This is a genomic window from Gemmatimonas aurantiaca T-27 (genome assembly GCF_000010305.1).
Taxonomy (GTDB): domain Bacteria; phylum Gemmatimonadota; class Gemmatimonadetes; order Gemmatimonadales; family Gemmatimonadaceae; genus Gemmatimonas; species Gemmatimonas aurantiaca.
In genome coordinates, this window is sequence record NC_012489.1 from 374468 (window position 1) to 395888 (window position 21421).

General features: G+C 64.2%; 20 protein-coding genes. 2 read left to right on the forward strand and 18 right to left on the reverse strand.

The window, feature by feature from the left end; translation table 11 throughout:
• Positions 1-23: 23 nt before the first annotated feature.
• The 13 genes from GAU_RS01665 to GAU_RS01725 form a co-directional block, all read right to left on the reverse strand.
• Entirely contained in the window at positions 24-824 is an 801-nt protein-coding gene (locus tag GAU_RS01665) for a flagellar hook assembly protein FlgD (protein WP_041265154.1), read from the reverse strand.
• Entirely contained in the window at positions 824-3010 is a 2187-nt protein-coding gene (locus tag GAU_RS01670; RefSeq protein WP_169307560.1) for a M15 family metallopeptidase, read from the reverse strand. The genes GAU_RS01665 and GAU_RS01670 overlap by 1 nt, the downstream gene beginning before the upstream one ends.
• A 5-nt stretch (positions 3011-3015) precedes the next feature.
• Entirely contained in the window at positions 3016-3795 is a 780-nt protein-coding gene (locus GAU_RS01675) for a magnesium transporter MgtE N-terminal domain-containing protein (protein ID WP_012681816.1), read from the reverse strand.
• A complete protein-coding gene (gene fliJ / locus GAU_RS01680; protein ID WP_012681817.1) occupies positions 3792-4295 on the reverse strand; it encodes a flagellar export protein FliJ in 504 nt (167 codons plus the stop codon). Before fliJ ends, GAU_RS01675 begins: the two co-directional genes overlap by 4 nt.
• Positions 4295-5668 carry a FliI/YscN family ATPase gene (locus GAU_RS01685; RefSeq protein WP_012681818.1) on the reverse strand — a complete coding sequence of 458 codons (1374 nt, stop codon included), beginning with the start codon at positions 5666-5668 and terminating at the stop codon, positions 4295-4297. Before GAU_RS01685 ends, fliJ begins: the two co-directional genes overlap by 1 nt.
• A gap of 8 nt (positions 5669-5676) precedes the next feature.
• Positions 5677-6360 (reverse strand): FliH/SctL family protein, encoded by a 684-nt coding sequence (locus GAU_RS01690; RefSeq protein WP_012681819.1) that lies wholly within the window; start codon positions 6358-6360, stop codon positions 5677-5679.
• On the reverse strand, positions 6344-7390 hold the full coding sequence (fliG, locus tag GAU_RS01695; RefSeq protein ID WP_012681820.1) for a flagellar motor switch protein FliG: 1047 nt from the start codon (positions 7388-7390) through the stop codon (positions 6344-6346). Before fliG ends, GAU_RS01690 begins: the two co-directional genes overlap by 17 nt.
• Before the next feature lie 14 nt (positions 7391-7404).
• Positions 7405-9027, reverse strand: a complete 1623-nt coding sequence (fliF, locus tag GAU_RS01700) for a flagellar basal-body MS-ring/collar protein FliF (protein WP_012681821.1) — start codon at positions 9025-9027, stop codon at positions 7405-7407.
• A gap of 18 nt (positions 9028-9045) precedes the next feature.
• Positions 9046-9366: a flagellar hook-basal body complex protein FliE gene (gene fliE, locus GAU_RS01705; RefSeq protein ID WP_012681822.1), complete on the reverse strand. Its 321-nt coding sequence runs from the start codon at positions 9364-9366 to the stop codon at positions 9046-9048.
• A gap of 85 nt (positions 9367-9451) precedes the next feature.
• Positions 9452-9835 (reverse strand): hypothetical protein, encoded by a 384-nt coding sequence (locus tag GAU_RS01710; RefSeq protein WP_012681823.1) that lies wholly within the window; start codon positions 9833-9835, stop codon positions 9452-9454.
• 139 nt (positions 9836-9974) lie between these two features.
• On the reverse strand, positions 9975-10583 hold the full coding sequence (gene flgC, locus GAU_RS01715) for a flagellar basal body rod protein FlgC (RefSeq protein ID WP_083765379.1): 609 nt from the start codon (positions 10581-10583) through the stop codon (positions 9975-9977).
• On the reverse strand, positions 10583-10885 hold the full coding sequence (locus GAU_RS01720) for a hypothetical protein (protein WP_041265156.1): 303 nt from the start codon (positions 10883-10885) through the stop codon (positions 10583-10585). The genes flgC and GAU_RS01720 overlap by 1 nt, the downstream gene beginning before the upstream one ends.
• Before the next feature lie 278 nt (positions 10886-11163).
• Positions 11164-12627, reverse strand: coding sequence for a sigma-54-dependent transcriptional regulator (locus GAU_RS01725; protein WP_041265157.1), 1464 nt, complete (start codon positions 12625-12627; stop codon positions 11164-11166).
• Between the two features lie 273 nt (positions 12628-12900).
• Here GAU_RS01725 and GAU_RS01730 point away from each other — a divergent pair, with 273 nt between their 5' ends.
• Complete coding sequence (locus GAU_RS01730) at positions 12901-13809, forward strand: flagellin (RefSeq protein WP_012681827.1); 909 nt, start codon at positions 12901-12903, stop codon at positions 13807-13809.
• Between the two features lie 21 nt (positions 13810-13830).
• Positions 13831-14307 carry a flagellar assembly protein FliW gene (gene fliW / locus GAU_RS01735; RefSeq protein ID WP_012681828.1) on the forward strand — a complete coding sequence of 159 codons (477 nt, stop codon included), beginning with the start codon at positions 13831-13833 and terminating at the stop codon, positions 14305-14307.
• A gap of 325 nt (positions 14308-14632) precedes the next feature.
• Here fliW and GAU_RS01740 read toward each other — a convergent pair whose 3' ends face one another.
• The 5 genes from GAU_RS01740 to GAU_RS01760 form a co-directional block, all read right to left on the reverse strand.
• A complete protein-coding gene (locus tag GAU_RS01740; protein WP_169307561.1) occupies positions 14633-16531 on the reverse strand; it encodes a hypothetical protein in 1899 nt (632 codons plus the stop codon).
• A gap of 58 nt (positions 16532-16589) precedes the next feature.
• Entirely contained in the window at positions 16590-17867 is a 1278-nt protein-coding gene (locus tag GAU_RS01745) for a hypothetical protein (protein WP_012681830.1), read from the reverse strand.
• Positions 17868-17871: 4 nt separating this feature from the next.
• Positions 17872-19026, reverse strand: coding sequence for a DegT/DnrJ/EryC1/StrS family aminotransferase (locus GAU_RS01750; protein ID WP_052574183.1), 1155 nt, complete (start codon positions 19024-19026; stop codon positions 17872-17874).
• Positions 19026-20090: a Gfo/Idh/MocA family protein gene (locus tag GAU_RS01755; protein WP_012681832.1), complete on the reverse strand. Its 1065-nt coding sequence runs from the start codon at positions 20088-20090 to the stop codon at positions 19026-19028. Before GAU_RS01755 ends, GAU_RS01750 begins: the two co-directional genes overlap by 1 nt.
• A 177-nt stretch (positions 20091-20267) precedes the next feature.
• On the reverse strand, positions 20268-21401 hold the full coding sequence (locus GAU_RS01760) for a hypothetical protein (RefSeq protein ID WP_012681833.1): 1134 nt from the start codon (positions 21399-21401) through the stop codon (positions 20268-20270).
• Positions 21402-21421: the final 20 nt, after the last annotated feature.

Below are 21421 nucleotides of genomic sequence, written 5' to 3' on the forward strand. Positions count from 1 at the left end.
TAGTCCTTGGTGTCAGGTCGCGATCAGGCGCGGATCTGGGTGAGCTGGGACATCGGCACTGAGAGCGAGTCGCCGATGATCAGAATCGGATTGCCATTTTCGTACTTCATGCCGGTGATGCGACCGGCGGTGTACGTCGTGGCACTCTGGTACAGGCCGCCATCCTTTGCGACGTCGAACTTGTAGGTGTACTGGCCGGGCTCGAGCGGTGGATCAAACTCGTAGTCGCCGACATTGAACGAGGCCTGCCCGGGCTTCACCGCACCGACAATGGCCTGTCCGACTGCTTCGCCCTTGCTGTTGATCATCGTGATGCGTCCCGTGCCGGAGAGCGAGCCGGCATCCACGACCAGCGTGCCATTGCCTTCCTTGTCGACCCACGCGTTGTTGCCCGGGGTGACGCCCGTCTTCCCGACGGTGGCCATGGCCATCTGTCCTTCGATGAGCTGCGCGAGTTCGTCGGCGCGCTCGTTCTGTGTTTCTTCGAGTGACACGATGGCATCCTTCATTTCGGCCGTAGCCGACTTCTGCGCATCGAGCGACTCGTTCATCTTGAGCAGTTGTTCGACCGTGGAGAACTGGGCGAGCTGCGCGGCCATGTCCTTGCCGTCCATCGGATTGAGCGGATCCTGATTCTTGAGCTGCGCCACGAGCATCTTGAGAAACTCGTCGCGACCCATGCCGTTCGGATTCGTCGGCAGGTCACGTGGCGCGGAGGGCTCCGCCGGACCGACTGGTGGCTCGGCAGCGGGCGGTTGATCCGCCGCTGTCGTGTTGAACATCGAGCTGTAGCTGTTGTAGCTGCTGCGTGCGGCGGAGATCATCACTCGTTCCCGAGGAAGAAGTTGGGACGGCGCTGCCGCCCCTGCTGCTCTTGCCGGTCTTCACGGGCCTGTGCGGCCTGTTCCCGACGCGAAGAATCCTGCTGTGAATCGCGCGACGACTGACGTTCCCACGGTGCGCGTTCGCGTTGACCGTTGCTCGCAGCACCGTCCTGCGACGCCGTCGTCAGCGTCTTGATCGCATCGCGTTCGAGACCGGTCACCCGTGTGGGGTCGGCCTGTTCCTGACGCGTCCCGCTCACCCGCACCGTGTCTCCATCGAGTCCGTGACGTCCGAGTGCATCCTGCAATTCCGCCGTACGCAACCGCATGGAGCCGGCCGTCGAGGCATCGGTGGAGATGTGCGTGCTCACCGTGTTGCCACGGAGATCCACCGTGATCTGCTCCTTCGTGCCGTTGGCGTTGTCGACGTTGAGCGTCATGCGTGAGAGGGGTGCGGCGGGAGCGTCATCGCGCATCTGCTGGATATCAGCAACACGCTGTACCTGATCGCTGCCCGTCGTCTGTACTCCCGATGCACGCTCCGTGCCGGTGGTTGAGCTCGCCATGCCACCATGGCCAAACGTGGCACCGAAGGCCTGCGCGTTGTCCGTCGTGCTACCGATGGCGCTGCCGGCCCGATCACTGCGACGGTGCTCGCTGCGTGACGCTCCACGATCGCGTTCACTCGACGCACCATCTTGATTCGTTGACGCATTGTGACTTCCGCGTCCGGCCTGCTGCTGCGCCACCTGCGTCAGACTATCGGTGTTCACGCCCATGCTGGTGCGCGGCGTGGTCGATGCGTCGGCCACTCGCGCAACCGTTGCCACACCCGCCACCCCGGCAACTCGTGCCACCCCGGCAGCGCTTGCCGAGTCGATTTGGGGCGCAGCGGTCTGCCGTGAGGCGTTCTGCGTCTGCACGGTACCGGCGCCACGACGCGCGAGCTCGAGATGACCGGGATCCTTCATGCCCAGTGTGCGCAGCCCTTCTTCATTGGCGATGCGCTGCAGGCGACCGAAGCCGGCGGCATTCTCGTAGCGCCCATCGATGATCACGTCCACCGCTTCGCCACGCGTGTGCGCGGAGTCGCGCGTCCACGTCACAACGGATCCATCGCGCGAGCGGCCCTGTTCGTACAACCAGTCCTGCCGTTCCTGGGAACGGGTGGTCTCCACGATCGAGACATCGTGCCCGTACTCGTTCTTCATGCGCTCCATCACCCGCTCCACACGTGCGCGTAGCTCGGGATCCAGCCCTTCGAGTGCCTTCACAGGGGTCGCCACATCACCGCTCTTCACGGCCGTGGTCGTCGCGTGTGCTGCGCCGGCGGCGTTGGCCGCTGCAACAAGTGACGCGAGGTCGTTGTCGCCCTGACGCCCAGATGAGAGAGCGCCGAGCAGTTGTTCGTTGTTGGTGTCGCTGTCGTTGCCGCCGAGCAGACTGGCGTTGGTGCCGTTCATGATGGCACGTGCGGCCAGTCGGGCGCCGGCGGGCGTGCCGGCCTGCGCGAGCAGCGCGTCGAGCGCGGCCCGTGCATCGGCCCCCTTCGCGTCGCCCAGCGCCAGCAACTGTTCCACTGATGAGCCGCGGCGCGACGAGACCCGCGACAGGGCATCGAGCATGCGCGCACGCTGCGCACCGGCATCGCCGCCCTGCACAACGGGATCGTCGGATCCCTGTTCGGCGGGCTGCGATGTGCTGCGCCCCGTGCCGTTGTTCGTCGGTTCCACAGACATGGCCAACGCGTCCTTCTGCTTCGACCGCGCATAAGCGGCCAGGTCGATGACATCGGAGGCGCCGTGATCGTCGGCGCTCAGCTTGAGCAGACCGTACCGCAGCGCTTCGTCGGCGGATGGGGCATCGGGATCGATCGTACCAGTGTCGCCTTCCAGCAGGCGGTCCACGATCGAGGCCGCATCTTCGGGGAGCTGTTCGGCCAGCCCTTCGCGCACGGACGGGCCCATACCGGAAAGCAGCGCCAGCAGGGCCGAAAACTCGGCCTTGCTCACCGGGCGCTCGCGCTCGGTTTCCTGCGTGCTCTCGTCGTCGATGCGCGCTTCCGCGCGCGACTCGGCGCGGGTCGGGCGGCTGGTGCTGCGCGCAGACGGGCGTACCGTGTCGCGCACCGCATCACGGGAAGACTCCCGGGGTGTGGCGCGGGTCGGAACCCAGTTCACATCCATGCGACTCACGGGGTGGTGGGGGTCGGCTTGGCGACGCTCTTCGTGATGGAGGCGGCGCGGTTGGCCGGCATCACGGTCAGAATCGCCGCCGCCTGCTTGTCGCCCATCAGGGCCAGAATGCCGCGGATATCCGAGTCGCTCATCTGGTCGAGCACCTTGGCCGCATCCTTGGCGGGCATGGCGCTGAAGATCTTGGCCAGGCGCTGTTCCGGGAGCGGCGTGTTGAGGGCCGCATCGCGCGCCGTCTTCACGATCGTGGCGGCCGTCGCAGCGGTGGCCTTGGGGTCTTCCTTGGTCTCCGGCTTGTCGGTGGCCTTGGGCGCCGCGTGAGCATCCTTCGCATCGGTCTTGGAAGCCGACGCCTTGGGGTCCGCCTTCACCGTTCCCGAGGCCGTTGGCGTACCGTGTGCCGCCTTCGAGCCGGCATTGGCACCGTTGGCGCCAGGATTCGTCCGCCCCTTCCGGAGCTCGGCGCGAGCGGCCTCGAGAACACGAATGCTGTCGGCCGGGGTGAGCGACACATCGTCCGGGCTACCATGATCGGTCGCCTTGGCCGAGTCCGCCGCACCGTGCGCGGAATCGCCGGCGGCAGGAGTTGCATGACCATCTGCCCCATGGCCTTCGCCCTCGGCCTTGCTGGAGTCGGCCGGATGATTCTTCAGGCTATCAGCCAAATGTGCCGAGTCGGCGGAAAACTTCGCCGACGCGCGCATGTACGAATAGCCGGAGCCGCCGCCCAATCCGGCGAGCAGTCCAACGACTATGGGTATGATCAACGGCTTCATCGGGTCGATCCATCACGAGGAGGTACATTCTCAGTCGAGTCGGCAGAGCGCGGAGCCGACTGATCCTGCTTGCGAGCGAACTGCATGAGGGCCACTTCATCCATCAGGGTGCGGTCGCGCTGGGCCTCGTCCGAACGCCATGCATCGGCATGACGGGACTTCAAACGGTCCAACACGCGACGGTCGCGTGCAGCCTCTTCAAGCAACTCCTGTGCCTGACGCACTTCGGCATCGGCTTCCTTCACGGCGTCGCCTGCCACGACCAGGCGTTCGTCCAGGGCGGTGAGCACCGTACCCAGTTGGGTCAGGTGACCAATGCGCGGGCCATTGCCCCGCGCGGCATGCAATTGCGCCTCCGAATCGGAGCGCAGGGTCTGGAGGGAGAGTCGGGCCTCGGCCGCTCGATCGGCGGCATCCCGGGCCGAGGCCAGCTCACGCGCCTTGGCCTGTTCGTGCTGCTCCCGCAGTTCCAGAATGCGCTGCAGGCGGAATCGGAACATCAGCGCCTCTTCACCGACGCTTCGATCGCTTCCGCGATGTCATTCAGCGCCTGATAGGTGTCCCCGTACGGGGTGATCTCGTCGGGCCGTTGCTGCAGGAATTCGAGCACACGGTGCCGATAGGCGATGGCGGCATCCACGTAGGGATCACTCCCCTTCTGGTACGCGCCCACCATGATGAGATCTTCTTTTTCACGATACGCCGCTTCCAGCCGGAGCATTGCCGCACCGCTGCGTCGCTGCGCTTCGTTCGTGATGTGATCCTTCACGCGGCTTTTCGAATCGAGCACATCGATGGCCGGGAAGTGATTCTGTGCGGCCAGGCGTCGCGTGAGCACGATGTGCCCGTCGAGAATCGATCGAGCGGCGTCGGCGACCGGTTCGTTGAAGTCGTCACCGTCCACGAGCACCGTGTAGATGCCCGTGATGCCGCCGCGCTCCCCATTGCCGGCGCGTTCGAGCAGCCGTGGCAGGTTCGCGAACACCGATGGCGGATAGCCCTTCGTGGTGGGCGGCTCGCCCGTGGCCAGGCCGATTTCGCGCCATGCCATCGCCACACGCGTCACCGAGTCCACCATCAGCAACACTTCCTTGCCCTGATCCCGGAAGTATTCGGCAATGGCCGTTGCGACCAGCGCACCGCGGGCGCGCACCAGCGCAGCCTGATCACCGGTGGCCACAATCACCACAGACCGCGCCAGTCCTTCCGCACCCAGCGAATTCTCGAGGAACTCGCGCACTTCACGACCACGCTCACCCAGCAGCGCGATCACGTTCACATCGGCTTTCGCAGAGCGCGCCACCATGCCCAGCATGGTGCTCTTGCCCACGCCGGAACCGGCGAAGATGCCAACACGCTGACCACGGCCGATGGTGAGCAGGCCATCGATCGCGCGCACTCCCGTCTCCATCGGGCGGTCGATCGTTTCGCGTTGCAGTGGGTTGGGCGGTTCAGCCGACAGCGACACCCGCTCGATGGTATCGAGCTTGCCCTTGCCATCGATCGGATGCCCCAGGCCGTTGAGTACACGACCCAACAAGCCAGGTCCCACGTCCACGCCAAATGAGCGCCCCAGTGGCTGCACACTCGCGCCGGCATGCAGGCCATCGAGCTCACCCAATGGCATCAGCAGTACGTTGCGTTCGTTGAAGCCCACCACTTCCGCCAGCACCGATCGGTCGCGTGCATGGTTGGTCACGCGGCACAACGACCCCAGGCCCACATCGATGCCGGTGGCTTCCACCACCAGACCCACGACGCGCGTCACCCGACCATACGGTGCAAACCGCTCCGCACGTCCCAAGCGATCGGTCAACGCATCCAGCGGCGACTCGGCGTCACTGAGCGCCGTGTTGTAGACGGGAGTCTTCATGGACACGGTCACGCCTGGATGCCCGCGAGCATGCGGTAGGCACGCTCGAGCGACGTATCCACACGACCGTCGATGATGCGCTCGCGGCCTTCGGTGAGGCAGCCGCCACGCTGAATGTTGGTGTCGGCCAGCCAGCGCAGCGTACGCACGCCGGCACCGGGCGCCCGATCGAGCACGGGACGACATGCCGCCAGATCATCCGGATGCAGGCGCACCGTGATCTCTTCGTCAATCGGATACTGCTCGATGGCGGTGGTCACGAGATCGCACACAAACGTGCGATCGGCCAGGATCTCGCGCTGCAGTACATGACGCGCCACCAGCACCGACAAGGCGGCGATGTTCTCTTCGGCATTGCTCAACCACCGGGCTTCATGCATCTGCACCGAGAGCACCGCCTCGTTGAGCGCACTGGTGGTGTGGGCAATGGTTTCTTCCAGCGTCGCACGGGCCGCGCGCTCACCATCGGCTCGGCCGCGCGCGTACGCGTCGGCTTCGATGCGGGCGCGTTCGGCTGAGAGCCGCACGGCAAAATCGGCTTCGAGATGCTCCAGCGACACGGCTGGGATGGCGGGCAGTGCGGCATCCGGTGCCGGCACGTCCGCGAAATCCGCGAACGTGTCGACCATCGGAAATTCATCGAGGGACCAGGGCGTGGCGTGCATGGGATTCCGCTCAGACGATGACATCATCGGTACCCGCGCTCAACACGATTTCGCCCGTCTCTTCCAGTGCGCGCACCTTCGAGACGATGTCCGTCTGTGCCGCTTCGACATCGCGCATCTTGACCGGTCCCAGGAACTCCATCTCTTCCTTGAGGCCTGCCACGGCGCGCTGCGACATGGTGCCCATGATCTTCTGCTTGAGGTCCGGGCTCGCGGCCTTGAGAGCCAGCGCGAGCTGCTTGACGTCCACTTCGCGCAGCAGACGCTGCAGGGACTTGTCGTCGAGCGAGGACAGATCCTCGAACACGAACATGAGGTTCTTGATCTGATCGCTGAGATGCGGATCCTTCTCGGCCACCAGGTCGAGCACTTCCTTCTCGAGCGACGAGCTGACGAGGTTGAGCACTGCGGCCACTGCGGCCGGGCCACCCACGCTCGACATACCCTGCGAAAACGCGAGGTCCGCTTCGTTGCCGATCGCGCGCTCGACCAGCGAGATCATCTCGGGCGACACCTTCTCCATGCGGGCAATGCGGAACATGACCTCGCCACCGAGCGCGGGGTCGAATTCACGAATGATCGCGGCCACGTGTGCCGGGTCGAGATGCGCGAGGATCAGCGCGATGGTCTGCGGGTGTTCACCGCGCAGTGTGTTGCCAAGCTGCTGCGGATCGGCACGACGCAGACGGCCAAAACGATCGCTATCAGCGAGCTGACCCTGGATACGCTTGAGGATCTGTTGCGCCTTGGCCGGACCAAACGCCTTCTCGAGTACGTCCTTGGCGAACTCCACGCCGCCGGTGGTGATCGAGTCCACGCCGAGCGTGATCTCGAGCCACTCGAGCAGCACGGCATCGATCGTGGTGGGCGGCACCCGATCGAGCTGCGCCATTTCCAGCGCGACGATTTCGGCTTCTTCCGGGTGCAGACCGCCGGTGATCTTGGCGGCATGCTCGGCACCGATCGCCATGCACAGGATCGCCACCTTCTGGCGTCCCGTCAGGCGATCCGGTGCGTACCGATCGTCGGTGTTCTTGTTGCGGGCAACGGCAGTCATGGTGTTTCCGGCGCTCACTGACGGAGCCAGTTGCGGACGACGCGAAGTGCGGCATCCGGGCGCTGGTCAACGGTGGCCATGGCTTGTTCGCGCTCCGGCGTCGTCGGCGGCGGCGGCAGCACGATCTGACGGCGCTGTTCTTCGATGAGCGCCATCTGATCCATCGGTTCTTCGTCGAGCATTTCCTGCATGGCCTGCTGCATCTGCGTGCTGGCCGGCAATTCGGCATACGCAGGAGCTGCAGGAAGCACGGCCGGCGCTTCGATCTGCTGCTTCTTCGGACGGAGCAGCACCACCGTCACCAGCGCCAGGATGAGCAGTACCACGAGGGCGGCGATCGCCACCACCGGCTTCGGGTTGCTCTGAATGCGACCCAGCAGATCGGTGGGCACCGGATTGGTTTCCTTCACGGCCACTACCGGCGCCGGCATATCAAACGGCGCGCTGACCACCGAGATCATGTCGCCGCGCGTGGAGTCGACGCCCAGTGCATTGCGCACCAGCGCTTCGATGCGCGTGAGTTCGTCCGGCGTACGGGTTTCGATGGTCGGCGCTACCGGCGGCAGAGCCGCAGCGGCTGCAGCAGCGGCGGAATCGGCCGGCACCGGAGCGGCCGGCGGCAGCACCACCCGATCGGCCACCAGCACGGCCACCGTGAGCTTCTTGATGTTGCCGACGGCGCCCGTGAAATTCTCGACGCTGCGGGTGTTTTCGTATGACGTAGCCGTGGTGGAGTAACCCGCACCCTGCTGCGGATTGCTCGGTGTCACTTCGGCCTTCTGTTCCGTGGCAATGGCCTGCCGGTCAGGATCAACCGCCTGCACCGTGCGTTCGACCTTGTCGAAGTTCATCGACGCCGACACCTGCACACGCGCATTGCCCGAACCCACCAGGCTCGAGAGCAACTTGTCGGCCTTCTGTTCGAGGTAGGACTCGGCTTCGCGCTGCACCGAGAGCTGCCGGCTGGTCAGGCCGGCCATCGAACCATCGTCTTCCATGGTGAGTGCTTCGCCACGTTCGTCCACGATGGTGACATGTTCGGGCTCGAGGCCACCCACGCTGCTGGCCACCAGGCTGGCGATGCCACGCACGGCTTCTGCGCGCGGCGCAATGCTGTTGTTCATCGCCAGCGTCACGGAAGCCTTCGACGGGCGCTCGTTCTGCTTGAAGAGCTGATCATCCTCGATGGCGAGGTGGACCTTCACGCTCTTCACGTCTTTCATCTTGCTGATGGTGCGCTCGAGTTCCCCTTCGAGTGCCCGGCGATAGTTCACCTTCTGCGTGAAGTCCGTCATGCCCCAGGTGGGCTTGTCGAACAGTTCGAGGCCCGGGCGTCCGGAATTCGGCACGGTGCCCGCCGCGAGATCCACACGGGCGCGCGCCAGGTCGGCGCTCTGCACCATGATCGTCGAGCCGGTCCGATCGAGTTCGTACGTGATGCCGGCTTCGGTGAGCTTGTCGGTCATCGCCTTGACCTGCTCCACCGGCACATCGGCGTAGAGCGGGACCATCGTGGGCTTGGTGGCCCAGCGGGAGACGCCAAACACCAATGCCGTCACGACGACACCGACAGCGATGATCATCGCCTGTCGTGCGCCGCCGAGCCGGCCGGTGAGGGATTCGAGCAAAGAGTTCATGGAGGGGATGCGCGACGCTTAGGACTGCATGCTGATGACACTGCGATAGGCTTCGACGACCTTGTTCCGGAGCTCGATGAGCATGTCGAGGGCGATGCCGGCTTCTTCCGAGGCGGCCATCACTTCGTGCAGTTCGACGTTTTCGCCGGCGGCGAATCGCTTCGTCAGATCACCGGAGCGATCGCGCGCGTCGCTGACTTCATTGATCGCGCGGGTGAGCGTGTTGCCGAAGGAGTTCTCGCCGGTGCCGACGTCTCCGACGGGCACCTGTGTGGTCAGGCCACGATCCTGGCCGAACTGCGGCAGGCTGCGGGTGATCAGGTCGAGACGCGTCTGCATGGGGGCGGTGTCAGGAGAAAGCGAAACGGAGAACGAGCGAGATCAGAACGACGGATCAGTGACGCGGAGGCGTTACGCGAGTGCCTTAGGCGCGCACATCGAGGCGCACACCACGAGCGGCCGGCGGCGCCGGATTCGTGGCTTCCTTGATGCGGCTGTACGTCAGTGGGCCGAGGGCGGCGGTCTTCGCGAAGAAATTCCGCTCTTCGCTCGTGAGCACGCTCCACAACGTGGGATCGGTGCCGGCCGGTGCTTCGGGTGGCACGCTGCTCTGCGTGGCACCGGCGCCGGCAATCGGCGTCTGCGGCTTGAGCGTGTTGGCCTGCGCGGCGCGGGCCTGCTGACCCGCCTGCTGCGCCGTCCCCGTCTGTCCGTTCTGCGCCGCGCGATTGGCATCGCGATTCGCATCGGGACGCGAGAGCGGACCGAAGGAGTTCAGGGGATTGTTGTTGATGCCGTTGACGCTCATGGGATTCTCGAGTGGTGCTTTAGGAGTGAAGCGGCGAGCCGGGAACCGATGCGGTGTCGGAGAGGAGGAGGAGGAGGAGGAAGTGACCTCACACCGATTCCCGGACCCGCCGCTGTGTTACTCAGGTGTTGCGAGTCGTTCAGATGTCGAGTGCTGCGCGGAGCATGGACTTCGCGGTCTGGAAGACCGCCGCGTTGGCTTCGTAGATGCGCTTGGCATCCATCAGCTTCACGAGTTCCTGCGTGGTGTCGATATCGGGGTAGCGCACATAGCCGTTGCCGTCGGCGTCGGGATGACCGGGCTCGTACACGAGACGGCCTTCGCCCTGGTCTTCCGCCACGCCAGCCACACGCACGCCGAACTCACCGCCCATCACACCATCCGCGCCGCCGGTGACCGGTAGGACCGGCACCTGGAAGGTCTGCGCCGCATCCGTGATGGGCACTTCGAAGGCCGGTGCACCGGCGACGTTCTGGTTGCCCAGCGTCTGCGCCGTGACATTGCCGGGGTTGAACAGCGCGTTCTGCGCGGTGGCCGATTCGAGCACCACTTCGCGACGCTTGTACGGCGTGCCATCGGTGCCGCGCGTGACGTCGGCGTTGGCGATGTTCTGCGCGATGGTTTCCATGCGCTGGCGCTGCGCGGAGATCCCGCTGGCGGCGATCCCCATCGACTTGAACATCGGGCGCACCGGCGACTGTCCCGGAATCGGGAGCAGCGCGAGCGGGCGGGTCGGATTGATCGGCATCAACCGCCTCCACCCTTGATCGCGGTGCGCAGGCTCTGGTACGTCTTTTCGAGCAGGCGTGACGTGGCGAGAAAGCGGAGCTGCTCATCGGCGAGCGCCACCATCTCGTCTTCGACATTCACCGGATTGACGGTGGCCTGCGCGTTCCCGGTCTTCGCTTCCAGCGCGAAGCCGTCGCCATTGTTCACGGTCGCCTTGGCGACACGATCGGCGATCCCTCGCGAACGGTCCACGCTCTTGTCCAGCGCCGCCTTGAGAGGCGACGCCGAGGTCGTGCGTTCTATGAGTCCGAAGAGTTTCATGGGTAACCGGAGTGAGGGAGAACTATCCGGGCCCAGTAAAAGCAATGGGCGGGCCAAACGTTCAGAGGGTGAACGTCGGGACCCGCCCTATGATGCTAAGTCATTAATTCAGATAATGTTACAAGTGTCTGCCGGTATGCGCCCCGCAGTACATCCTTCTATCCGGATCATTGGAAATAGGCCATGATATGGCAATATTTGCCGCTTCCCATGTGACCCAAGTTGCCGTGTGACCGCTGACGCGCGATCCGGCAACTCGTGCCGGATCGACCACCTGCTCACTCCTCGTCGTTCTCGCGACCAGGGCCGTTCAGCTTGTTGCGCAGGGTGCGTACGCTGATCCCGAGCATGTCAGCAGCCTTCGTTCGGTTATTATCGGCAGCTGCCAGCGCATGCTGAATAAGAACCCGCTCCGCATCGGCAACATTGAGCGATGACAGGGCGATGCCGCCGTTGGGCGGGGTGTTCATGCTCCCGGGGGCAGCAGCGGCTCCGCTGACGGCGAGCACCGGCTGCGCCCCCGGCGTGGCAATGGCCCGCGGGCGCATGTTCGGCGCACCGAGGGAATGGGCGAGACCAAACCGCGTCCCTTCGAGGCAGTGCGGCTGAATGATCGGGTCGGGAGTCAAAATGACCGCCCGTTCGATGACATGCTGCAGCTCGCGGATATTGCCGGGCCATGGATACTGCTGGAGTGATTCCAGCGCGTCCTGCGACAGCCCTTCGATCTTCTTGCCGATCTCGGCCGCGGTGCGCATGGCAAACCGCAGGGCCAGCACGGGCACGTCTTCCGCGCGATCCCGCAGGGGCGGGATCAGGACGGGAATGGTGGACAGTCTATAGTAGAGGTCCTGCCGGAACGTCCCGTGATCGGCTTCCATGGCCAGATCGCGGTTGGTGGTGGCCACAATACGGACATCCACCTTGATGGGTGACGTTCCACCAACCCGCTCGAACTCCTGTTCCTGCAGTACACGCAGCAGCTTGGCCTGCAGGTCCAGCCGCATCTCGGAAATTTCGTCCAGCAGCAGGGTGCCGCGGTTGGCCCGCTCGAACGCACCCTCCACCCGCTTGATGGCTCCGGTGAAAGCGCCCTTTTCGTGTCCAAACAGCGCCGATTCGACCAGCCCTTCGGGCAGGGCGGCGCAGTTGAGCTTGATGAAAGGCTTGTCCCGCCGCTCGCTCTGATCGTGAATGGCCCGGGCGAACAGTTCCTTGCCGGTACCGGACTCGCCCTGGAGCAGCACGGTCGCCCGGGTGGGTGCAGCCATGGAGACGGTCTGCAGAATGCGCCGGATGGCGGGCGAATCTCCAATGATCTGCCGCTCATTCCGGAACTGCATGACCTCCTTCCGGAGCGTCTCGTTCTCTCGGCGCAGTCGTACGAACTCCAGCGCCTGGTCCACCGCCAGCTCGAGCTGCTGCGGGCGGACCGGCTTGGTGATGTAGTCGATCGCGCCGGCCTTGATCGACGTCACCGCGTGTTCGATGCTCGCATGCCCGGTGAGCATGATGAGCGGGATGTCGTATCCCTCCCGGGTCAGGAGCTGGATGAACTCCAGCCCCGTCAGTCCGGGCATGCGGTAGTCGGAAATGATGAGGTCGATGCCACCCCGCTCCAGCACTTGCAGCGCTTCCGGAACGTTCCGGGCGCCGACGGGGGTGTGACCGGCCTGTGCGAGGGTGTCCTCGAGGATCAGGCCGACCGCGACTTCGTCATCGACGTACAGGATCGTGGCCATTGCGGCGCGAACGGAAAGGCGGGATGTCCCGGCGCTGTAAGGCTGGTGCCAGCCGGGTGACGCGTGGCGCGCCTGTGCGTCCTTCTCAGGAAGCGCACCCGGCAAAAATAGCCGCATGGATCACAAAACGCGACGGTTTGCCTCGCGTCGCGGTGGTCCGGCCCTTGCATCTCTCAAGCTTGCCGGGGGCGTTCCGATACTTCCAGAAGGAAGATTCTACCGGCAGGATCGCCGCTTCCGCGACGGGTCCGCACCGGTCCTATCAGATTCTCGATGCGCGTTACCAATTCGATCATCACCGCGAACAGCAAGCTTCGCCTGCAGACGGGTCTGCAGGGGATCGATCGCTTGCGCGATGACATCTCGACCGGCGTGACGATCCGGAAGATTTCGGACAACGCGACGAGCGGTGGTGAGATCGTGCGTATCGGCAGCTCGATGCGCGCCCTGACGCAGTTCAAGCGCAACACCGACTCTGGCATCGCGCGTGCGCAGGCGGAAGAAGGCGTGCTGAATCAGCTCACCAACACCGTCACGCGCGCGTCGGAAATTGCGCTCACGCAGATCGGCACCACGGCCACCGCGCAATCACGTCTGGTCGTGAAAGCCGAAGTGGATCAGTTGCTGAACCTCGCGTCGTCACTCGGCAACACCCGTTTCGGCGACGAGTATCTCTTTGGCGGCAATCGCGCCAACGAAGCACCGCTCTTCGATCCGGCACCGGCTACGGGTTCGTTCTCCCGTCTCATGTTGGCCGGCAATCCCGTCGATCCGAGCGGCAACATCACGCTCGAAGTGGGCGACAACAAGTTTGTCACGCCCACACACAACGCGACGCAGGTATTCCTCGATACGGATGCCCTCGCAGCGCTGCGCGATCTGTCCACCGCACTGGGGGACAATGACACGGCGGCCATTCAGGCGGCGACGGCGCGCCTCAACACGGCGACCAGCAATGTCCAGACGTTGATCGGCGCGCAGGGTGCGCGCGTCAACGAGATGGAAGATGCGAAGGTGAATCTCGCGACGATGGAGATGAACCTGAAAATGTTCCGATCCGATTTGCGTGACACCGAGATCGATCAGGCGATGGTCGAATTGGTAGGCAAACAAACACTGTATCAGGCCGCGATGAGCGCGACGTCGCGCATCCTGGGCCTGAGTCTCGCCAACTATCTGTAAAATCCCATGGGACTGGCAGTCATGAACGCATCGCAGGGCACGGTTACGATCACGCATCACTTCGGGACGATCGAAGTCTCGGAGGAAGCGATGATGACCTTTCCGACGGGTGGCCTCTTCGGCTTCGAGCGCGTCACGCAGTTCGCGCTTCTTCCCGCCGCGCGGCAGGGGCTCTGGTGGCTCATTGCACCAAACGCCGACGCCACGACCTTCGTGTTGGCCGATCCCTTCGTGCTCGACGGCGATTACGCCATCGATCTCGGTGAGCGGGAAGGCGCAGACCTCGCGCTCGACGACGCGAACGACGCATTTGCCCTGGTGATGCTCACGTTGCCGGAAGGCGCCGCGCCCACGGCCAACATGCGCGCGCCGATCGTGTTCAACCTGGCCAAGCGTCTGGCGGCGCAGGTGGTGAGCCGCGATGAGTCGCACGAGCTGCAGAAGCCGGCAAATCTTGCGCTGTATCCACTGCAGGAAGGCGGCGTGTCGCTGGCCTGATCGTGTGATCGGCTGCTGCCGCGTCTGACGGGAAACGCCGGTGTTCGCCATTGCGAATGCCGGCGTTTTGGCTTGGCGGGTAACAGCGGGGGGAACACTGATGACACAGAAACGGCACGGAACCGCACGGATACAGCACTCGTTTCTGCACGGTCCGTGCAACGCACTGAGAATGCTTTTTTGAAATGAAAACGGGCGCATCAGATGCCCCCGATTCAATCAAAAAAAATGGTCACGAATCACTTCGAACTCATCGCCGCGCGTGTTGTATCCGTGCGGTTCCGTGCCGTTTCTGTGTCATCAGTGTTCCCCCCGCTGTTCCCCACTATGCCGCCGAACGCTCCGCACTTTCCGGAAGCACACCTGTCGCATCAGCCGGCAACGGATAGGCAAACGATTCATGCGCGAGTCGATCGAACAGCCCCTGCAGCGCATGGCCATAGTCCGATAGCGCGAGAAACGGGGCCGTCGGGAGTGCGGCGCGCATCTTTTCGCACACCTGGGCCCGGAACGGAGCATCGGTGGCCAGTCGGACAGTGAGATCGACGTAGGCATCAGCATCGGCCGCCACGAGCTCGTCGAGGCCAATCGACTGCACAATGCTTGCGTCACCGGTGCCACGCAGCCAGGGAGAACGACGCGTCACCGCGGGCACGCCGGCCTGCAGGGCGAGTGCCACGGAGGTGGAGCTGCCATGCGGGAACGTACCAAGGTACACGGTGGCCAGCTCGTACAGTTGATGCGTGTCTCTCGGTGAGAGTTCACGCAGTACGATGATACGCCGCGGATCCACACGGTGAGTGCGACAGGTCGACTCGATCAGGCCATGCAGGCTCGTCGCACCACTCACCCCTGACCAGCCCGGATTGAATGGCGCGAGAACGAGCACACTGCCTGGAATGCGTGCCAATGCCCGCACCCACGCATCCAACTGCACGGGCACGATCTTGTCCACCGCGCCGCCGTTGTAGAGCACCACGGCGTTGGCCGAGATGCGGAGCGCTGCGCGGTTGATCGGACGCACCGCCGGTTGTGGTACAAACGGCAGATAACTGAGCAACACACGCGGAATCTCGGCGAACTCCTCACGACACTCGCCGAGCAGCGACGCACGCGACTCCGGCGCCGGCGCCACGGTGGCGACATGCGTGAAACTGGAGAAACCCGTGGACATCGGCACGTAGCTGTTCATCAGGATCTGCACCCGCGCCAGTCGTGAACTCACCAGCAGATCGGTTGGCGACGCGCCAATCGTCGCCGCATAGGAATACACGAACACGTCGAGATCATCGGCATGAATGCGATCGACCATCTGCCGCACATCCAGACCATTGAGCGTGCGGACCGCACTGACAAAGCGAAACAGGCGCTGGTACAGCGAGATGTCATGCTCGCACTGCCGGTCCACGAGATCCTGCGAGTACACGATGATCTCGTACCGTTCCTGGTCGAAATGCTCGAATTGCGAGCAGAACGCCTGAGGGTCGGGGTGTTTCATGATCGTCCGCAGCAGGATGCCAAGCCGAATGCGACGATTGGCCGGACGCAGTGCGGTCGGACCGGGGCCCGACCCGTGCAGCGTCTCGATCTGTCGGGTCATCGCCTCGATGAGGCCGGCGCGGGCATCCAGCACGGGGCGTACCTGCACATCCGAGTAGATGACCATGCCGATGTCGAGGTGTCGGATGGTCGTGTTGATCAACGCCGCGAGTCGCTGGCGCAGAGCCGGCGCATCCACCTGCTGCTTCAGCCAATCGAGCATTTCCGGCAACCAGGCCACGTACTTGGCATCGTCACCGATCGCCCGGTACACCGGCCGCACGAACAGCCAGGTCAGGTATCGCTCCATGACATGTTCGGGACAGGTGTGCAGGTCCCGCATGATCGGCATTTCCCATGGCTGGGCATCGAGCACCGCAATCGTGAAGGCATGCGCGGCCATCGGATGCGACCAGCCGGCTGCCATGATTTCACGCGCCGCCGCGATACGGCTGGCGACTGCGGCCGGTCGATCGAACACCAACCCGAGCTGCGTCGACACATCGGGGCGCTGGAACAGACGCGCGCGCAGCACCGTCTCCACTTCTTCCCGGGAACACTGACTCAATGACGCACACAACTGCTCGCGTGAGCTGCGCAGCAACGCCAACCACTCCGCGCGTGGCGGAGGAGCGAGCAGCGGCCAATCCTGACCATTGCGGAACCAACTTGCCACATCAGCCATACCATCGGCCAGCGTAGCGCACTTTGATGCAGCGTCTTGCGACATTGGCATTGTTGAATCAGGCAGCCTGATCGGCGGCTGCGTCCGGAGCGGTGGGCAGGATCATCGAAGCTGCCTGAGCATCGACGCGATCCGGATGGGGAAGGGGAAGGCCTTCGCGATGACGGTCAATCACGGAGCCCAGGTGCTGCACCAGCGTATGCAACGAGAACCGTTCACGGGCACACGCCTGGCCACGCTCGGCGCGTGCCTGTGCCTCCGGTGAGGAGGCCGTGCGCAGCGTGTCGGCCACCACATCGGCGATCGTGCGTGCATCACCGTCCCACCAGGTGAATTGCTCACGACCAATCTGTGCATCGATGAAACGATTGCTGTCCGAGATCACGGCCGATCCGGCCTGCAACCCGAGCAGGAACCGATCGTGTACCGAGTCGGTGGTACCGGGCTGCACATTCAGCACGCCGATCGCCGCCGCCATCAAACGCCGCACATCCGGCAGCGGCGTACCAGGCAGGAACGTCGCACCAGATGTGGCGGCGTCGAGATGATGCCATTCACCGCCGACAAACGTGACCGGCAGCGAACGCAGCGCGCGCGCCACCGCCGTTGCGCGGCGAATGCGGGCGAGGTGATCACCATGGGCGGCCAACGCGTGCCATCGGGTGTCGCACAGACTGGCCGGCATGACCGCGCGAGCAACATCCCACAGACGCAGCGGCACAGGAGACGCGCCCAATGCGTCGGCGATGGCCAACACGGCGCGTAGTCCTTGCGCATCGACGGTGCGGCGCAGCATCGACTCGTACTGCAACGGATCGCCGCCCTTGCTTGCAAAGAGTACCGTGCCGGTTCGCTCAGCGAGAGGCAGGGATGCGCGCGTCCATCGTGATGTGGCCAGCCGAAACAGCCCGCGGTGACTGCCGGCGGGCGAAATGGCGACCGAGGTATCGTGGTGACCGTCGTCGCCGTGCAGAAAGACCGTGTGTGTCGACGGGGTCTCGTGTCTGGTGGGATAGTAGCTCGGACTGTCGAGCATCAAACCCACGTAGGGCACGCCCAGTGTGTCGTAGGCCGACGTGCCATCGGCGCCGGCAATGTTGGCGCCATACCCCGAGTAACCGCAGAAAAACGCCGTACGGTTCTCCATGACGATGCGTCGCAGCTCGGTGGGCGTGGACAGGCGCGACAGATCGAGCACCTCAGCGCTCCACCCGGCGTCCACAAAAGCCCGCGCGAGATCGTTGGAGAGGTACGACAACACATCGTAGCTGCTGACGCCCGTGCACAACACGACATGACGTCGTGCTTGCCGATTGGCATCTCCTGCGACGGTCATGCGATCAGCGACCGAAAAACGCGCGCACAACCTGAACGACACGCCCCACCTGATCTTCAGAGAGCGTCGGGAACATCGGCAGACTCAGGAGTTCAGCGGCGGTGCGTTCGGTGATCGGCAGCGCACCTTCGGCGTACCCGAGATGGGCATAGGCTTCCTGACGATGCAGAGGCACTGGGTAGTGCAGGCCCGCGCCGATACGCGCCGCGGTGAGCACGCGGCGCAGCTTCTCTCGTACCGGTGTGCGTACCACATACAGGTGCCACACATGTTCGGCCCACGAAGCGACCTGCGGCAACGACAATTCCCCGATGTCCCCCAGTGCTTCCTGATACCATCGCGCCACCCGCTGGCGTCCGGCCGTGGCCGCATCCAGATCCTGCAGTTTGATGCGCAATACCGCGGCTTGAATGGCATGCAGGCGGCCGTTGTACCCCTCGCTCACATGTACGTACTTCTCGCGCTGACCGTGTTCCCGCAACCGGCGCACGCCCTCGAGCACCCGCGGATCATTCGTGGTGACGGCACCGCCTTCACCCACCGATCCAAGATTCTTGCCGGGATAGAACGAGAAGGATCCGGCGACACCCATGGTACCGGCCGAGCGTCCGCGATAGCGCGCGCCATGGGCCTGCGCCGCGTCTTCCACGATCCAGAGGTGGTGCTTTGCCGCGAGGGCGAGCAGCGGGTCCATGTCGGCTGTCTGGCCGTACAGATGCACCGGTACAATGCCCACCGTGCGCGGACCGATCGCCGCCGCCACAGCGGCCGGATCGAGTGTCATCGTGATGGGATCAATGTCCACGAACACCGGTCGCCCGCCGGCCTGCGAAATCGCCTCTGACGTGGCGATGAAGGTATGGGACGCGGTGATCACCTCATCGCCGGGCTTGATGCCGAGCGACAGAAAGATGAAACGCAACGAGTCTGTGCCGTTGGCCACGCCGATGGCGTGCTGTGTGCCCACATAGGCCGCGAACTCCCGCTCGAAGCCTTCCACTTCGGGACCGCCGACAAAGGCGGCCGAACGCAACGCACGGCGAAACGCGGCGACAAATTCCTCTTCGCGCGCCCGATGGGGTTCCACGAGATCGAGGAACGGGATCGGCGCTGCGTCCGTGATGAGGGTGTCGAGCGCAGACACAAGACTGTTGGACATCAGGCAGCCCCTCGCAGCGTCGTCAGACCTGCGTGCTGGAGTTCACGAAGGGAGTTGAGCTGGTGCTGTGCGGCTTCGAGGATACGGACCACGCGCAGGCCGGCGCGGCCATCGCTGCGTGGTGTCTTGCCGTTGTGAATGCAATCCACGAGGTGTTCCACTTCCACGGCCAGCGCTTCACGGCCGCTGAGTTGCGGCACGAGCATGTCGCCCTGCCGGTAGCTCACGAACTGCTGGTAGATCTCGCCGGGAGACGCTTCCTTGGCGATCGACACACCGCGGTCGTAGATGCGCACCTTCTCCGACGGCTCCACGTCATCGTACACGATCATGCGCTGCGAGCCGCCGACAATGGTGCGGCGCACCTTGGCCGGCGCCAACCAGTTCACGTGCACATGCGCGAGCACGTTGCCCGGGTACGTGACCGTGAGATACGCGATGTTCTCTTGGGATCCGCCGGCGTGTGTGGCGCCCAGGCAGTGCACGGACACCGGATCCTGGCCATCGAGCAGATAGTCGATGATGCTGAGGTCGTGCGGAGCGAGATCCCAGATCACGTTCACGTCACTCTGGAACAGTCCGAGGTTGATGCGCACACTGTCGATGTAGAACAGGTCGCCCATCGAGCCGTCATGCAAGGTGTCGTACATCTTCTGCACGGCCCCGGTATAGACAAAGGTGTGGTCGACGGCACACACCAGTCCATTGCGCTCCGCCAAGGCGATCAGCTCTTCGGCGTGTTCGGCGCTCGTGGTGAATGGCTTCATCACCAGCACATGTTTGCCGGCCAGCAGAGCACGCTTGGCGAGCTGGTAGTGCGAGGCGGCCGGCGTGGCGATCACCACCAGGCGCACCCGCGGATCATCGATCACCGAGCCCGGATCATCATTGGCCGCCGGTACGTGGAATTCACGCGCCACCGCTTCCGCGCGCTCGCGGCGCATGTCGGCCACACGCTCCACGCGACAGCGCGGGTGACGGTTGAAGTTGCGGATGAGGTTGGGACCCCAGTATCCGCAGCCAATGATGCCAACGCCAATGTCTGCCTGATGATTGCTGGTCATGGGAAAGACCGGGTGTGATACATGGTGATGCCGCGGGAAGACCTTCGCCTTCCGATATCACGATCCCTAGAAGCAAAAACCGAGCCAGTTATAAACTATTGATATTCAACACCTTACGATTGGTCGGCCAACGCATTTTCTGCATCGAATTCCACGGGTCGGCAATTTGTGCCGGTGTTACGCGGCAGGTCTTTGCTGTTCCCTGGAATGCTCGCTCATGACACGGTCTCCCAGTGATCGACGGACCAGCGACGCCAGCCGACCGTGCCCGGCATCGGTCAGGTGGATGTGGTCGAGAAACGAGATGGCTCCCCCGGCCAGTTCGTCGGCCGTATTGGCGTCCACGAACTGCACCCCGGACGCGGTACAGGCCTGCGCCAGCCAGCGTGTGAAAGGTGCGGCATGGGACCGCAGCACACCCGAGGCATGGAGGGGACGAAAGGCGCCGAGCTCCTGCACAAATGCGCCGGCCAAACGCGCCTCCGCGGGCTCCGGTGCTCGTGCAAGGAAATCGAGGTGTGGCTGAAGCACGTAGAGTACGTGGGCGTTTCGGGACTCAGCCAACAGGCCAAGGGCTTGCAGCTCCCGCATCATGAGCAGGGCCGCGGGATCCTCCGGCCACGCGTTGGGCTCAAGAGCCCAACCCGCGTCGCGCGTGAGATCACCATCTCCGGCGTTCCAGAAGGGCAACGTGCCATGTGCGGCATCACGAGGCCACGACAGTGCGAAGATCAGATCGAGGACTCCACCCACCACCACCGCGGTGCCACCCTCAGGAAGACAGGCCTCCACCATCAGGCGCTGCTGTACGAGGTTGCTCCCTTTCACCGACGCATTGAACGCACAGAGATCGCCGTGGGCGTTGAGCCGGCTAGCCACATGCGCACTATCGCTCTGCACACCAACACCCCAGCTCGTACTGTTGCCAACGACCAGCACCTGTGGATGGGAGGACGCGAGCCACTGCGCGCGGCTCAGCGGTGCCTCGCCGCGCATGGTGATGCGGTATCCGTCAGCATCGGTGCGAATGCCGACCAGCGCGACGTTGGGCGCCGCCATCGTCATCAGATACGGTGCCGGCACGAGCGGGACCGCATAACCGCGCAGCACGTCGGCGCCATGCCGGGCAATGGTGAGGAGTCGGCGATCGGCATCATCGAGGTCGAACGATGTCTCCGCATGCACCTCACGGTCTCCACACAGGCGTGAGATCTCGGCGAGCGCCGATTCGCGCAATGCCGTCTCCCACCAATGGGCACGCAATCGCCCCAGCGCCATGCGCAGGAACAGTGCGTCGGCGACATGGCTCATTGGAGCGGCGCGCCGATCAC